Origin of the sequence: Salinimicrobium catena, from assembly GCF_900102915.1 — a bacterium.
Taxonomy (GTDB): Bacteria; Bacteroidota; Bacteroidia; order Flavobacteriales; family Flavobacteriaceae; genus Salinimicrobium; species Salinimicrobium catena.
Genome location: NZ_FNGG01000002.1, coordinates 234,063 through 249,697, shown reverse-complemented (window position 1 = coordinate 249,697; position 15,635 = coordinate 234,063). Strand labels below are relative to the sequence as shown.

Below are 15,635 nucleotides of genomic sequence, written 5' to 3'. Positions count from 1 at the left end.
CTAATTTTTAGGCCATTTTTTCTGCTATCCAGTCATTCACTAAATCCTCCAGTACATTAAGCGGCAAGGCACCATTGGTAAGCACCACATCGTGGAATTCCCTGATATCAAAATCAGAACCCAGTTCCTTTTTCGCTTTTTCGCGCAGTTCAAGGATCTTGTTCATCCCAATTTTGTAGGCTGTGGCCTGCCCGGGCATAACAATATGCCTTTCCACCATTTTGACGGCGTCGCTTTCTGCATTGGGAGAATTGGTCTTATAGTATTCTATAGCCTCTTCCCTGGTCCATTTTTTGGTATGTATTCCGGTATCTACTACCAGACGGATAGAACGCCAAAGCTCCATGGCCAGGCGGCCAAAATCTGAATACGGATCTTCATAAAAGCCTATTTCCTTTGGAACCTTTTCGCTGTACAATCCCCAACCTTCCACATAAGCCGTGTAGATTTTCAGCTTTCGGAACATGGGCAGACTGTCCAGTTCCTGGGCAATGGCAAGTTGCATATGGTGCCCGGGAATTCCCTCATGATAAGCCAGCGCTTCCATCTGGTACGTGGGCATTGCCTTCATATCATATAGGTTAGCGTAATAAGTTCCCGGCCTGGAACCATCCAGGGCAGGTTGCTGATAAAAGGCTTTCCCCGCGCTTTTTTCGCGGAAAGGCTCCACGGCCTTCACCACGATATCGGCCTCGGGTTTTGTTAAGAAAAGACTGTCCAGCCTGCCTTTCATGGTATTGATAATATCCTTGGCCTCGGTAAGATATCTCTCCTTCCCTTCAGGCGTATTGGGATAATAGAACTGTTCATCTTCTCTCATGAACTTGAAGAAATCCTGCAGACTGCCCTCAAAACCAACCTTTTCTTTGATCTCTTCCATTTCCTTGTGGATCCTCGCCACTTCCTGAAGGCCTATCTCATGGATTTCTTCGGCAGCAAGATCTGTAGTGGTCATGCGTTTTAACGCCGTGGAATAGAACTCTTTCCCCTTCGGAAATTTCCAGACTCCATGATCCTGGGTCGCCCTTTGCGACTGATCTTCCAGGGTAGCGATCAACCCTTCATAGGCAGGTTTAACCGAATCTGTCAAAGCGGTTTGAGCCTCCAGTATCAAAGCCGATTTCTTTTCCGCAGAAAGATCCAGTTTTTCCACTTTCTCTTTAAAATCGGCCAAAAGAGTGCTGGGTTCAGACGATTTCTCAAAAGGTTTGCCCGAGATCAGGTTTTTGGAAGCTTCTATGGTGTGTGCGAATACGAAACTTGGCGGCATGATCTGGTTCATCTCCCTTAGCTCCAGCCCTTTTTCCACGTCTTTCATCACTTTCGGAATTTTATTCAATCGGGAGATATAGTCCTTCGCATCGCTTTCTGATTCGATCTTGTGCATATTGATCAGGAAAGCGGGCAATTCAGCGTGAATGCCATGCATTTGGTTCACCGGATAATCGTAGAACCTGAAACGATAATCTTCTATCTCATTTTCCAGCTGCTGTTTGTAAAGTCGGTAGCTAAGGGCCGCATCTTCATCAAGTGCCGCCTGATTGATGGAATCTTTGAGATAAGCCAGCCTTTTTTTGGCCTTTTTGAGATCTTCGGCATATTTAAGATGTGAAAAATCGTCCCAGGAACCATAATCTTTTTTGATACCCAGGCGCGTTTGCAGCATGGGGGATTCATTAAGATCTTTTTGAAACTCCTTTTCAAAATATTCGTTTAATTTCCGGGATTCCTGTCGCGTATCTGCTGCGGAAATATCTGTTTCCTTTTCCTTTTTACAACCGGCCAGGCTGAGAAACAGGACCAACAGCACAGGGTATATACTTGTTCGTAGGTTCATAATAGTTCGGGTTTAAAATCGAATCTCCAAAGTAAGAAAAACACGCGATTCGGGGAAATTTTCTTACGTGGAAGAATTTGCACCCAAAAAGCGTGTTTTAAAAAGTAGTTTTAGAATTTATTCCAGAACGTTAAGAATGATCTCCGAGTCATGGAACACCTTGTGCGTTTGCTTCTGAAAGTCTTCCTCATTTGCCTTAAAGATATTGTCCACATAGGTCTGCGGGTTCAAGTCTATAAGCGGGAACCAGGTGCTTTGAACCTGTATCTGCAATTTATGACCTTTCTTAAAGGTGTGATGCACATCCTGCAACTGGAAGTTCACGGCTGTCTTTTTATTCGGCTCAAAAGGTTCAGGTTTTTCAAAACTGTTCCTGAATCTGCCCCGCATCACCTCACTTCTTACCATCATATGGTAATTGCTCATCTTAAGATGATCCTGCGTCTCGGGAGTATCCTCGGCATCTGGAGGGTACACATCAATTACCTTTACGATCCAGTCTGCTGCCGTACCTGTGGTGGCCACATTTAATTTGGCAAGGACTTCCCCCGCCAGGGTAAGATCTTCTTCCAGCACCTCGGTTTCATAGACCAGGACATCGGGCCTGCGGGCGGCAAACCGCTGATCATCGGTCATATATTTTCTTGGCGTAAAAACCATTTTAATGTCTTCGGAATATGGAACCGGTTTTTTCGGGTCACTGATGAACTCTTCAGCCCCTTCTGATGCTGTTGTCATCAACTCCTGATCTTCGCCCAGGTAAAAAGACTTCTTTTTAGCTTCTTTTGGAGGCCAGGCAGAATATTCTTTCCACTTTTTAAGCCCGGTATCATACATATAAGCTTCGGGCAGCGGAATGTTCTTGTCGCCGCTTTCCTTCAAAAAATGGTTAAAGAAAAGTGTTTCCACTTCCTTTTGATAATCTCTGGAAATATTGTCCCCAAAATAGACATTCCCAATGGCCTGTCTTTCTTTAGTGCGGGCCCAGTCTCCATGGCTCCACGGCCCCATGACCAGGATGTTGAAGTTGTCACTGGTCTTCTCTATGGTCTCATAAATATTGAACGGACCGTAAAGATCTTCGGCATCAAACAAGCCTCCCACGATCATTACCGCAGGTTCGATATCATCCAGATGCTGCACAATTCCCCTTTTTTGCCAAAACTCGTCATAATTGGGATGCTCCTTTAGCTGCTGCCAGAATACATTGTCTTCCTTGTAATACTTATCAAGGTTACTCAATGGGCCTGCATCCAGAAAGAACTGGTACTGATCCTTTGTTCCCAGTTCGGGAAATGAATACCAGGTAGTGTCTGAAGGTGTGTTCTTCTCATAACCAAAAACGGCGGTAGCTCTCCAATAGCTCAACAGGTAAGCCCCGTTGTGGTGGAAATCATCAAAGAAAAAATCCCCTATCGAAGCCTGCGGGGAAACCGCTTTCACGGCAGGATGCGCATCTAACAAAGAATAAGTGGAATAGAATCCGGGGTAAGAAATTCCCCAAACTCCAACTTTTCCGTTGTTGTTGTCCACATTATTTACTAACCACTCAACTGTATCATAAGTGTCACTGGCCTCGTCTATCTCCTTGCCTTTTTTCTGCGGAATATATGGCCTCATATTGTCGTACACTCCTTCGCTCATCCACCGGCCGCGAACGTCCTGGTAAACAATGATGTTACCCTGTTTCATAAGGTATTCATTGGGGCCTATTTTTGACCGAAACTGGTCCTCTCCATAAGGCCTGGAACTATAAGGAGTCCTGGAAATAAGGATAGGATACTCTCTAGAAGTATCTTTTGGAGAGTAGATGGTGGTGTGGAGTTTAATACCATCACGCATGGTGATCTCAACCTCCTGCTTGTTGTAATTTGCCGCAACATCATATTCATCCTGTTCCTGCGCAAAAACAGGAGCAGCGACAAAAGGTAAAAACAGCCATAAAAAGGTTTTTGGAAATAATTTCATTCTTCAGGGTTTTTAAAAAGTTCCTAAAGATAAAAATTCCCGCGAACTGCTGCAGCTACCTGTTAAACTGTTTTACTCCTTCAGAAAGCCAGTCCAGAAACTTATCTGCATCTGGAGTATAACCTACTGGCTTGTTAAGCAGGTTCATTTCTGAATCCATCAGCACGTAAAACGGCTGGGAATTGTTCCTGAAATTAAGCGTCTGGAAAGTGGCCCACTTATCGCCTACCGTACGTATTTCTTTCACCGTACCGTTAGGCCTTACATAATTAAACTGTTCTGCTTCAGGCAATTGCTCCCGGTCGTCTACATAAAGGGAGATGAGTATGAACTCATCCTGCATCACGTCAAAAACAGCAGGATCGCTCCACACCTGTTCTTCCATTTTACGACAGTTCACGCATGCCCAGCCTGTAAAATCCAATAAAATGGGTTTATTCTGTACCTTTGCTGCAGCCACTCCTTGCTCAAAATCCTTGTAGGCCTTCAATCCTAAAGGACCTTCGGTCTCTTTTTCGTAGATACTGTAGAATAACGGCGGTGGAAATCCGCTCAACAGCTTCAGGTTAGCATGATGTGTGTTGGAAAGACCGGGTATCAAATATGCCACAAAAGCCAGGGTGATGAATCCTAAGAAAAGACGGCCTTTGCTGAGTTTCGTTTTGGGACCGTCGTGTGGAAACCGAATGATCCCGAAGAGATACAGCAAAAGACCTATTCCAACGATCACCCAGATCCCGATGAAAATTTCCCTTTTCAGGATCCCCCAATGCTGCACAAGATCGGCATTGGAAAGGAACTTGAAAGCCAGTGCCAGTTCGATAAAACCCAGGACCACTTTGACTGAGTTCAGCCAACCACCGCTCTTCGGAAGGGAATTGAGCCAGTTTGGGAACAGCGCGAAAAGCGCGAAAGGCAAAGCCAGGGCCAGCCCAAAGCCTCCCATTCCGAAGGAAAGCTGCATGGCACCGCCATCTGTGGTGAGCGAACTTCCCAATAAAGATCCTAAAATAGGCCCTGTACAGGAAAAAGAAACTATGGCAAGAGTAAGCGCCATAAAGAACACTCCTAATATCCCACCAAAACTCGAAGCTTTATCATCCATTTTATTGCTCCAGGAACTGGGCAGCGTGATCTCGTAATATCCGAAAAAGGAAAAGGCGAAAAAGATGAAGATGACAAAGAAGATGATGTTCAGCGTGACATTTGTGGAGATATTATTGAGGATCTCAGGGTTAACCGAATCCAACAGGTGAAACGGCAGACTCAGCAAGAGATAAATGAAGAAAATGAAGACCCCATACATGATGGCGTTCACCAAACCTCTTTTCTTGGTCCTTGCGCCCTTGGTAAAAAAGGATACCGTTAGCGGGATCATTGGGAATACACAAGGTGTTAGCAGGGCGATCAAGCCACCAATAAAGCCAAGAAAGAACAGGGACATGTAACCTGCTTCCTCTTCTTCCTCCAGTTCCACGCCGGCAGCTCCTTTCACATTAATATTTAAAGCAGCGGTTTTCGCATGATCCTCTTCAGATATCTCGACTTTGGATACAGTTTCAAGAGCTCTACCGGCAGCTAATGAGAGGGTAAACGGTACGGTTTCAGGAGCGAGGCACTGCTCTTCATCACATACCATGAAAAACACGCTGGCTTCCACAGTGGGCAAGGCTTCAGGCTTTACTTTGATGGTCTGTCCAAATTCAACCTCATCTTCAAAATACTTGATGTTCATTTCAAAGACCGGGTCGAACAAAGCTACCCCATCGGGTTCCCTGGTTTCACCTATAAGTTCATAATTTCCTTCCTCTGCATTAAAATTGAATTCGGTCGGCAAAGGCCCTCCCGCCGCTACTTCTTCCTGGGAATACAGGTGCCAGCCAGATTCCATTTTTGCAGTGAAAACCAGGTCATATATAGAATCATTCCTTTGCTCTACCTCTGCGGTCCACTTTACAGGGTTCAGGATCTTTGAATCCTGCTGATCGAATAACTGCGCATTGGCGGTTAGAACCGAAGTCAAAAAAAGGAAGCTTAGTAGTAAAAATCTCATGGTGTAAAAGTTAATTTTAAAATGGTCGAAGTTTTTTCGTCCACTCCAAATCTCGCATCTGCCCTGTAGCCGATCACCCAGACGATCTCATCGTCTGAGCATAACAACCAGCAATTCTCTTTCTCGGGCAAAGATAACTTCTCATCTTTAAAAAATTTGCTCAGTTTCTTTTTTCCTTTCATTCCAAAAGGGTGGAAATGGTCCCCTTCTTCCCATTTTCTTACAGTCAGAGGAAATTTAAGCTTGTTTTGATCCAGAAAGATAGAATCTTTTCCCACTTCGCTCAATTCCCTGGCGGTTTCGAACTGAAAAGTTCCCATTGGAAGCATAACGACCTCCTCTTCTGCCAGAATCTCATATTCGCGCTCATCTTCGGAAGAAAGGGTGGTCAGCAACAGCTTTTCCCGGTCCTTTATCAGTCTGTGCGTCTTGGAATATACGATCTTTCCCGGTTGCGCTTCAAGCAGTTCATACACATCGTTCCATTCGGTAAAACCGAAAGACTTGAAAAGCTGATACATAACTGCCCTTACATTAGGAATGGTCTTCAGCATTTTGATCCTGAAACTGTACCCGTAATCTTCCTGTTTGGCAATCCGCGGAAAAAGCGCTGAAATATAATCCTCCACCAGAACCGCGCTTTGTTGCAGGTGCTCCTGGGTGTTGTTGAAGCTTTCCAGCAGCTGCGGGTTAAGTTCCAGTAATTTTGGTACCACTTCCTGCCGTATCTTATTCCGCATGTATTTGCCCGAAGCATTACTGCTGTCTTCCCTCCATTTAAGGTGAGAATTGTGCGCGTACTCCTCGATCTCGGCTCTTGAAAATGACAACAAGGGCCTTAGAATAGCACCGTTCTTTTCGGGAATTCCCGTGAGCCCTTCCAGGCCGGTACCGCGAACCAGGTTGATCAGGAATGTCTCAAGATTATCATTGGCGTGATGGGCCGTAAAAATATAATCAAAGTCCAAAGTTTCCCTGAGTTCCTCAAACCAGTGGTAACGCAGTTCCCGTGCAGCCATTTGGATGGATATTTTCTTACTCCTGGCATAGGCTTCGGTTTCAAAGCTTTCAATAAAGACCTCCACTTCCAATGCATCTGCCAGTTCCAGCACGAAAGCCTCATCCCCTTCACTTTCCTCTCCGCGCAGGTGAAAATTGCAATGGGCGAGGGAGATATCGAGGTTCGCCTTTTTACAAAGGTGAGCCAGGACCACACTGTCAACTCCGCCACTAATGGCTACAAGTATTCGTGACTGCTCAACTTTAGGGAAATGCTCCTTGAGATGATCTTTGAATGGTAGAAACATAGACCTCAAATATACCAAAAACGGGATTCAAAAAGGCTCTCTTCCCTTAAGATTCTTAGCGGTTCAGGTTCAGTCGATAGCCGAAGAACCTAAAACCTCAAGAAGGGCCTTTGCCTTCACCAGGCACTCCCGGTATTCATTTTCGGGAATGGATCTTGAAGTGATAGCGCCACCCACAGAAAAAGAAACATATCTTTCAGAGGCATTATAGAGAATACTCCGGATCACCACGTTGAAATCAAAATCTTCCCGGGGCGTGAAATAACCCACTGCGCCGCTATAAACACTTCTTTTGGTTTCTTCCAGCTCCTCTATGATCTTCATGGCCGAGATCTTAGGCGCGCCCGTCATACTGCCCATGGGAAAGGTGCTGCGCAGCACTTCAACTGCCGGGATACCCACGGCCAGACGCGCTTTTACCGTGGAGATCATTTGGTGCACCTGTTGAAAAGAGTAGATCTTGCATAGCTCCGTGACCTCAACAGAGCCTTTTGCCGCTATTTTTGAAAGGTCATTTCGAACAAGGTCCACAATCATTACATTTTCAGAACGTTCTTTCGGATCTTTTTCCAGCTCCGTGGCCAGTCTTTGGTCTTGGACAGGATCTTTACTTCTTGCTGCCGTGCCTTTAATAGGTTGAGAAATGATGGTTTTGCCTTTTTTCTGAAGATATCTTTCAGGCGAGGCCGAAAGCAAATAAAGGTCATAAAGCTTCACATAAGAAGCGAAAGGCGGATTGGAAATATTATTTAAAGTCCGGTAAGTGTGCAACGGTTGTATTTTGGCATTTTCCGAAAAGAATTCCTGGCAAAAGTTCGCTTCGTAGATATCTCCCCGCTGAATGTGCCTTAGCATTTCCCGAACTTTCTCCAGGTAGGCCGCTTTCGGGATCCGCGGCTGAAGATGAAGCGAATTCGGTTGTGGTTCGTCCTCTTCCGAAGAGATCATTTTCAAAATTTCCGAATAATCCTCTTCGATCTCATCGTCCACCAGCCGTAGATACAGGAGCTCCACCTCTTGTCCCCTGATCAAAAAGAGCTTTTTTGGCTGAAAAAAATAAAGTGCAGGAAAATGCAGCCCGTCATGGTTTTTGGAAGATAAGGCTTCAAGGTCATTTTTAAGGTCGTAAGAAAGATATCCAAAGATCCAGTCGGCTGTGGTTTGCTGATACTCTTCCAAAGCATCAAAGGCTCCTGCTTCTCCGGTCTTAAGGGCCGTAAAGGCATCTACGGCAAGAATAGCATCATATTTTGAATGCTCCTGCCCATAATCATTACTGTCAAGCCACACTATCTCCTGGAATTGCTGCGCCCATTTAAGCAATGCATTCTTAAAACCGGAAATATTCTCTAGCGTTCGCTTTTTTGAAACCCGCATCTATTCTTTGATCTGCTGTGAGAAGGAGGTGACTACTTCAACCACTCCCAGTTCAAAAACTTCATTCTTAATAGTACCTTTTTCAAGGTCAAAATTCTCATAGAATTGTGGCAGGCTGAAGCTTTCCACTACCACACCACCAAACCTGGTAAAAATGAACTTGCTGTATTCCAACGCTGCCGCTCCCCCATGTCTTCCCGGGGAAGTACTCATAAGCAGGATCTTTTTGTCCTGCAGAAACTTTCTTTCTATACGCGACAGCCAGTCTATTATATTCTTAAAATAGGCAGAAACCATTCGGTTGTTCTCATTTACAGAGATGATCAGGGACTTAGAATTCCTGATCTTCTCATACAGCTCCTTCACCACCTGTGGCGCGCCCTCTTTTTCCCTTACAATGCTGAACATGGGAATTTCCATTTCGCTCATTTTTAGCACCTCCACCTCATGTTCCGAAATTCTTTGGCTCACATTCAGGATCAATTGGTGGTTGATGGAGGTGGGACTGTTTGACCCGGCAAAGGCGAGAATCTTGTTCATACTAATGTTCTTTCGGGCAAAAGTACGAATTACCCCCGATTCCTTCAGAAGACATAAATTCAATTGAATTCCAGCGGAATTAAGTGAGCAAAAACAAACTTTTAAACCTTACCTTTGCGGACTAAATTTAATGACGTGAATTTTCAGGACCTCAACCTTACCACTCCTCTTTTAAATGCGCTGCAAGATCTGGAACTCTCCAGCCCCACCCCAATTCAGGAGCAGTCATTTCCGGTCATTCTCTCCGGAAGGGACATGGTAGGAATAGCGCAGACAGGTACAGGGAAGACTCTTGCCTATCTTTTGCCCTTGCTGAAGATGCTGAAATATTCCGAACAAAAGAATCCTCGCGTCTTAATTTTGGTCCCTACCCGTGAACTGGTTGTACAGGTGACCGAAGAACTGGAAAAGATCTCGAAATACATCAATAACCGCATTTTGGGAATCTATGGTGGCACCAACATCAATACACAAAAACAAATGGTGGCACAGGGTCAGGATATTATTGTGGCCACTCCCGGAAGACTTTACGACCTGGCCATTAATCGCGACCTCCAGCTAAAGTCGGTCCAAAAACTGGTCATAGACGAGGTAGATGTGATGCTTGATCTTGGTTTCCGCTTCCAGCTGAACAACATTTTGGAGCTGCTTCCTAAAAATCGCCAAAATATCATGTTTTCGGCTACCATGACGGAGGATGTTGAAAACCTGATCGGCGATTATTTTAAAGGTCCCGAAACCGTTTCGGTTGCCGCAAGTGGAGCGCCCCTGGAAAACATTCATCAGGTGGGGTATGAAATACCTAATTATTATACCAAGGTGAATCTGCTGAAAAACCTACTGCAGGAAAGTGAAAAGTTTCATAAGGTCCTGATCTTCACCGGCAATAAGCGGATGGCTGACAGGCTTTTTGGGGATCTAGACCTGCTCTTTCCCGGGGAATGCTCGGTGATACACAGCAACAAGACCCAGAACTACAGGTTAAGGAGCATTGAGGAGTTTGGCGAAGGCCATTCCCGTATTCTCATCGCGACAGATGTCATGGCGCGCGGGCTGGATATTGAGCAGGTAAGCCATGTGATCAATTTTGACACTCCGCCATACCCTGAAAATTACATTCACCGCATTGGTCGTACGGGCCGTGCAGAAAAAGAAGGACAGGCTATTCTTTTCTTTACACCCGCGGAAAAAGAAGAGCTTAAAAAGATAGAATCCCTGATGAACCTGGAGATCGAGAAAATTCAGCTTCCGGAAGAGGTAGAAATTTCAGATAAAAAGATCCCTGAAGAACAACCACAGATCAAAGAAATCTACAATCCTGCGAATTATAAAGATGAGGATGCACCGGGGCCGGCTTTTCATGAAAAGAGCGACAAGAACAAAAAAGTGAATCTTGGTGGCTCATATCGGCGTGAGATCAAAAAGAAATACAAGAAGCCAAAAACACGGGGAGATAAGAATTATAACCGCCGAAAAAAGAGGTGATTCCTGCTGTTCCTAACAGGAAAAAAGATTAAATCTACATTAACTTTATTTTACAAAAATAACTGTTAAACAGCTAATTATCAGCCAATTTACTAAGAGTGATTGTTAACGAAAAACTATAATCAGCCATACCGGAAGTGTGGTTTCCCGCCAACTCTGGGTTCAGTAAGGGCTGCTCCTGCCGAAAAGGAGAAGAAATAAACGTATATTGAACCCTCTAAAAGGGTAGTTCAGAGTGGGTTGAGTCCGCCAATTAACAAATTTCGATTTTTTTTTTCTTTCAGGAAATGCAGTAGCCACAAGGGTTCAGAAGAAATTTTTGAATAAAACATAAAAAACTGATACTCTGTGTATTGCGTATTCATATTTTTATATTAAATTTAACTTAATATTACCCCCCTCATTTTTATTCGTCTGAACTACTGAATTTTAAGAAGTAGTTTCAGTTATAAATGTTGTTTTCGCATGAAAAAAGACAATTATATACTCGATGAACAACTACTGGGGATTCCTCACAGCCTCTTTGAGGGCAATAATGGGTATGGACACCAGGAGTTCCTCCTGTTCATCAATTCTGCGGAAGATTTGCACCTCAAAGGAATAAATTACAAAGGGATCAAGTATTTTCACCAGTTTCTAGATCTGCATCTTGAAGGTGAGGATTTTTATGACCGGGTCATACATCCTGAAGATTACCCGTTTTTTCTGCATTTTTTAAGCTCATGTGAAGACCTGGCACAGGGGGAGGAAAAGGAAACCACCGTAAGGCTGCGCTCTCCTTTTGGTTACTGGAAAAAATTTCATTTTAAAACGCGTATCTATAATGGATTTGAAAATAAGGAGGAGAAATTCTTCATAAGTCTCGCAAAGGCAGTTGATCCATATAAAAACACCTATACCAGAAACACCGGAGTCAACCTGAGCGCGGAGAAATCGCTGCAGGAAAGCCTCAACAGGTACAGAATGCTCATCAATTCACTCGATGACGGATTCTCAATCATAGAGCTCATTTTCAACGTCAAGCGAAAACCGGTAGATTATCTTTTTGTAGAGATAAACCCCGCTTTTGAAAAACAGATACACCTTAAAAATATCCTAGGAAGAACAATGAAAGAGCTCTCAGGCAGACACAGTAAGAAGTGGTTTGAGACCTATGCAGAGGTAGTTCTTGAGGGTCAGGCCGTGCGATTCGAAGAATATGCCAAAGACCTGGGAGCCTGGTTTGATGTGTATGCCTTTCCCATTGGCAGCATGAGGAGCAGAAAGGTGGCTATCCTTTGTTCAGATATTACAGAACGTAAAGATGCGGAAGAGAACCTAAGAAGGATCAACGAAACCTTAGAGAACACGGTCAAAAAACGCACTGCAGAGCTGAAACATAAGAAAGACCTCATGCAAATGGTCTTTGACACTGTGAACCAGGGTATTTTCATGCTTAAGCCCGTTTTGGATAAGGATCATCATATTGTGGATTTCACCTATCTAAGTGTGAATAAGAAGATCAAGAGGTATTACAAAATGGATGACCTTATTGGCAGAAGTTTTCTTGAATTGAATCCACAGGCTCATCGAACAGGGGCTTTTGAGATCTTTAAAAAGACGATGATAACCGGGGAATCCAAAGATTTTGAAGTATGCTTCAGGCGAAACGGAAAGAAGAACTGGTTTAAAATAAGCACTCGAAGACAAAAGGGAATGCTGATCAACTCCCTTGAGAATGTGACACGTAAAAAACGTCGCGCCCAAAATTTAAAGGATAACATCAGGTTTAAAAAACAATTAATCACCACCTCACCAGATGTGATCATCATATTTAACCTCTACGAAGAAAGGATTCGATTTATAAACCGGGATTTTACCACGAATCCAAGTATGTCTAAAGAAAGGCTGGTAGGAATGCCGCTTTTAGATATCCTGCCTTTGATCCATCCTATGGACAGGGAAAAAGCGTTGGAATTTCATTTTAAGCTTATGAAAGCTTCAGATAAAGATGTGGTAGATTTTGAATTCCGGTTGCAGGGCAAAGGCGGAGACTGGGTTTATTATAATGCCCGTGCCAAGGTTTTCATGCGCAACAAAAAAGGTAATCCATACGAGTATATTATCCTGTTAAGAAATGTTCAGGAACAGAAAAAGACGCAACAAGCCCTTATGAATGCCGAAAAGCTTAGTATCAAGGGAGAAATCGCCAGGACCCTTGCCCACGAACTAAGGAATCCGCTGGCCAGTATTGGCATGTCTGCAGACATTCTGGATAAGAAGCTTAAGGATCCGTTGAAAAAAGAACTGGATACTTACCTCAATATTATTAGAAGAAGTACCTCAACCCTCAACAGTCTTGTGACCGACCTGTTAACCTCTTCTAATTACAAACCGCCAAAACTGCACAAATGTTGCCTGGCTACAACGATGAACCTTGCCCTGGAACAGGCAAAAGACAGGATCTACCTGGCCGGGATCAAGGTGGTCAAAAATTACAAAGGTCATTATTATATCCATGGAGATAAGGAAAAGCTTAAGATCGCCTTTTTGAACCTCATCGTAAATGCCAGTGAGGCCATGATGGATAATGAAGGGGTGCTGCAGATCAACATCAACCCCCAAAAAGACAACTACCAGGTGGTGATCACCGACAATGGTTGCGGTATGGAAAAAGAACAAATTGACAGGCTTTTTGAATCCTTCTATACCAATAAGGCCGGCGGAATGGGAATTGGATTAAGCTCTGTGAAAAATATCCTGGAAGAGCATCATGCTACAGTAGATGTGGAGAGTGAACCAAACGTAGGCACCTCTTTTATTCTTTCTTTCCCCATGTACCGGGAGCAGGGAATTTCAAAATAACTTCTATTATAAATCCGATTATTACGTATCTTCGGCAATATTTTTCGGAAGGATTCTTTCCTGAACTTTCCGGTAAAATCATGAAAACCACAAAAGTCGACGCCGAATTGTATGGGGATAATTGATTCCATAGGAAATCTGGTTATGAAAAGCCGGATGGAAGAATTAGAGAATTCTATAAATAATCCGCAAAGGACTCAGGAAAAGGTACTTTCCAACCTCCTGGATACTGCAAAGAACACCATTTATGGCCGGGAATATCATTTTAAGGATATAAAGAACTACCGACAGTTCCAGAAGCAGGTGCCGCTGGCCAACTATGAAGATCTCTTACCCTATATTGAAAATATTCTTAGAGGAGAGCAGAATATGCTTTGGCCTACGCCCATCAAGTGGTTTGCTAAATCATCGGGTACCACGGGAGCAAAAAGCAAAATAGTCCCCGTTTCTACCGAAGGACTTGAGCAATGTCATTACCAGGGCGGCAGGGACATGCTGGCGCTATACATCAATAATTATCCCGATGCCAAGCTATTTTCGGGCAAAAATCTTTCTATAGGCGGAAGCCAGGAAAATAATTTCTCCAATAACAAGAACGGATTTTACACTGCCAACATTTCGGCGATTGTCATGAAAAATCTTCCTTTTTGGGCGCAGTTCGGAAGAACTCCCGGGCTGGATGTTACCATGATGAATAACTGGGAAGAAAAGATCAAAAAAATAGCTGAAATCACTACAGAACAGAATGTCACCAGCCTGGCAGGATCACCAATGTGGATGCTTTTGTTGCTGCAGCACATCGTTAGAGAACAGAAAATAGAATATATTCAAGACATTTGGCCAAACCTGGAAGTCTTCTTTCACGGATCGGTCTCTTTTGCACCTTACCGCCCACTTTTTGAGAACCTGGACAGGAACAACAGCCTTAGATACCTGGAGATCTTTAATGCTACCGAAGGATTTTTCGGCCTTCAGGATCAAAAACATGACCCTGCTCTCCTCTTAATGCTAAACTACGGTATCTATTACGAGTTCATTCCTGAAAAGGAATTCCTGCTGGAAGAACCTACCGTTCTCCCGTTGCATGAGGTGGAATTGGGCAAGAATTATTCAATGGTGATCAGCACCAATTCAGGCTTGTGGCGATATAAGATCGGGGATACCATTAAATTTACGAGTACCAGTCCGTACAGATTCGTGATTACCGGAAGGACCAAGCATTGCATCAATGTTTTTGGGGAAGATCTTTTCGTGGAACACGCTGAAAAAGCCCTTTCTGTGGCCTGTAAAAAGACGGGAGCCATTTTGCGCGATTTCACGGCCGCTCCTTTCTTTTACGAGCGCCAGAAAAAAGGTTACCATGAATGGTTGGTAGAGTTCGTTCGTTCGCCGCATGACCTCAAAGAATTTACCGCTATTCTGGATAAGGAACTGGGCGAGCTAAACGATGATTATGCCAGCAAAAGAAAAGAAAACATCGCCATTGAAGCTCCTTTGGTGAGAGAAATGGCTTCGGGCACTTTTTACCAGTGGTTGAAACGAAAAAATAAACTTGGCGGACAGCATAAGATCCCAAGGCTATCCAACAGCCGGGAATTTGTAGAGGAGTTACTGGAATTGCAAAGAAACCTGCAAACAGAACTGTAAATTTTACTCTGCCAGTAACTCGTCCAACAGCTTTCTAAATTTGCTATCATTCCAGTTAGCTGCTCCTTTTTTATCTACCACCAACTTTCCAGTTTTAGAAATTAAATAGGTAGTAGGAAGGCTGTTTGAGTGCATCTTTTTAGGAATGGCAGAAAGCGGCTGGTAAACCGGAAGTTCATATCCCTTTTTTTCCAGGAAAGGCAGCAGCCTTTCCTTTTCTTCAGAAGAAACAAAATAGAATCTTACCTTATCCCCATAATCATTGTACAATTTCTGAAAAGAAGGCATTTCAGCTATACATGGGGGGCACCAGGTAGCCCAGAAATTTACCAGCACCACCTCCTCTTCGGCCTCATTGAAGTAATGCATCTCTCCGTCGAGGTCTTGCAGCCGCCAGGAATAGTCTTCCAGCACTTCTCTTTTTTCTTCAGCAATTTCAGAAGGACTAAAAGCTATTAATCTGTTCAGGGTTACCTGTATGGGTTTTCTGGTCTGGGGGATCAGCAACAACAGAATGACCAGGATGAAAAGGATGTTGGACCAGTTTTTTTTGAGGAAGTTCATTTTTCAGGTTTAA

Annotated in this window: 10 protein-coding genes; 3 read left to right on the top strand and 7 right to left on the bottom strand. The window is 43.9% G+C overall.

Features of this window, described 5'->3' with window-relative positions:
* Positions 1 to 7: 7 nt before the first annotated feature.
* From BLS64_RS05755 to BLS64_RS05730, 6 genes are all read right to left on the bottom strand, one after another.
* Complete coding sequence (locus BLS64_RS05755; RefSeq protein ID WP_093112562.1) at positions 8 to 1,837, bottom strand: DUF885 domain-containing protein; 1,830 nt, start codon at positions 1,835 to 1,837, stop codon at positions 8 to 10.
* A gap of 117 nt (positions 1,838 to 1,954) precedes the next feature.
* Entirely contained in the window at positions 1,955 to 3,805 is a 1,851-nt protein-coding gene (locus BLS64_RS05750) for a CocE/NonD family hydrolase (RefSeq protein ID WP_093112561.1), read from the bottom strand.
* A 55-nt stretch (positions 3,806 to 3,860) separates the two neighbouring features.
* The gene (locus tag BLS64_RS05745) at positions 3,861 to 5,858 is read right to left on the bottom strand and encodes a protein-disulfide reductase DsbD family protein (RefSeq protein WP_093112560.1); all 1,998 of its coding nucleotides are present in this window, start codon (positions 5,856 to 5,858) and stop codon (positions 3,861 to 3,863) included.
* On the bottom strand, positions 5,855 to 7,165 hold the full coding sequence (gene tilS / locus BLS64_RS05740; protein WP_093112559.1) for a tRNA lysidine(34) synthetase TilS: 1,311 nt from the start codon (positions 7,163 to 7,165) through the stop codon (positions 5,855 to 5,857). The genes BLS64_RS05745 and tilS overlap by 4 nt, the downstream gene beginning before the upstream one ends.
* Positions 7,166 to 7,234: 69 nt before the next feature.
* The gene (locus BLS64_RS05735) at positions 7,235 to 8,542 is read right to left on the bottom strand and encodes an anthranilate synthase component I family protein (protein ID WP_093112558.1); all 1,308 of its coding nucleotides are present in this window, start codon (positions 8,540 to 8,542) and stop codon (positions 7,235 to 7,237) included.
* Entirely contained in the window at positions 8,543 to 9,082 is a 540-nt protein-coding gene (locus BLS64_RS05730; protein WP_093112557.1) for an NADPH-dependent FMN reductase, read from the bottom strand.
* A 135-nt stretch (positions 9,083 to 9,217) separates the two neighbouring features.
* Here BLS64_RS05730 and BLS64_RS05725 point away from each other — a divergent pair, with 135 nt between their 5' ends.
* The 3 genes from BLS64_RS05725 (at position 9,218) to BLS64_RS05715 (ending at position 15,058) form a co-directional block, all read left to right on the top strand.
* Positions 9,218 to 10,567: a DEAD/DEAH box helicase gene (locus BLS64_RS05725; protein ID WP_093112556.1), complete on the top strand. Its 1,350-nt coding sequence runs from the start codon at positions 9,218 to 9,220 to the stop codon at positions 10,565 to 10,567.
* Positions 10,568 to 11,032: 465 nt separating this feature from the next.
* The gene (locus BLS64_RS05720; protein WP_093112555.1) at positions 11,033 to 13,411 is read left to right on the top strand and encodes a PAS domain-containing sensor histidine kinase; all 2,379 of its coding nucleotides are present in this window, start codon (positions 11,033 to 11,035) and stop codon (positions 13,409 to 13,411) included.
* Between the two features lie 156 nt (positions 13,412 to 13,567).
* Positions 13,568 to 15,058, top strand: a complete 1,491-nt coding sequence (locus BLS64_RS05715; RefSeq protein WP_245693380.1) for a GH3 auxin-responsive promoter family protein — start codon at positions 13,568 to 13,570, stop codon at positions 15,056 to 15,058.
* Positions 15,059 to 15,061: 3 nt separating this feature from the next.
* On the opposite strand, the gene BLS64_RS05710 is transcribed toward BLS64_RS05715, so the two are convergent.
* Positions 15,062 to 15,622 (bottom strand): TlpA family protein disulfide reductase, encoded by a 561-nt coding sequence (locus BLS64_RS05710; RefSeq protein WP_093112553.1) that lies wholly within the window; start codon positions 15,620 to 15,622, stop codon positions 15,062 to 15,064.
* Positions 15,623 to 15,635 lie beyond the last annotated feature (13 nt).